The sequence below is a fragment of the Candidatus Hydrogenedentota bacterium genome (assembly GCA_016791475.1).
Classification (GTDB): domain Bacteria; phylum Hydrogenedentota; class Hydrogenedentia; order Hydrogenedentales; family JAEUWI01; genus JAEUWI01.
The window spans coordinates 1-642 of sequence record JAEUWI010000284.1 but is presented as its reverse complement, the minus strand read 5'-3'; the positions used below and the strand labels follow the sequence as shown (position 1 = coordinate 642).

The 642-nt window shown below is 56.1% G+C and carries 1 protein-coding gene; it reads left to right on the top strand.

The genetic code is table 11. From position 1 onward, the window contains the following. Positions 1-642, top strand: a 642-nt coding sequence (locus JNK74_29215; GenBank protein ID MBL7650257.1) for a pyruvate, phosphate dikinase, incomplete at both ends; no start/stop codon positions are given.

The window sequence follows — 642 nt, the reverse complement described above, 5'->3', positions numbered from 1 at the left end:
CCTTCTGGATCCGCCCCTGCACGAGTTTCTGCCCAAAGAAGAGCACCTCATTGAAGAAGTGGCGACCATGAAGGCCAAAGGGCAGAGTGGTGCCGAACTGCGGGAGAAGGAAGTGCTTCTGCGTAAGGTGCGGGAACTGAAAGAGTCCAATCCCATGATGGGACTGCGGGGCTGCCGCCTGGGTCTGGTTTATCCCCAGATCAATAAGATGCAGGTGCAGGCCATTTTCGAGGCGGCTATTGCCGTCAAGCGCGACGGCATCGAGGTCTTGCCTGAGATCATGATTCCTCTTGTGGGTCATGTGAACGAGCTTGATTTTGCCCGTCAGCAACTGGAAAGCGTCGCCCGGGAAGTGATGGAGCGGGAGAAGGTGGAAATCTCCTACAAGTTCGGCACCATGATCGAGATTCCCAGGGCGGCTCTCACCGCCGACGCTATCGCCAGGCATGCCGAGTTCTTCAGCTTCGGCACCAATGACCTGACCCAGATGACTTTCGGTTATTCCCGGGATGATGCCGAAGGCAAATTCCTGCAGCGCTATCTGGAAGGTGTTGAATTTGGCGGCTCCAAGCACAAAGTGCTGCTCAATAATCCCTTCGAGGTACTGGACCGGGAAGGGGTGGGTCAACTGATGAAGATCGC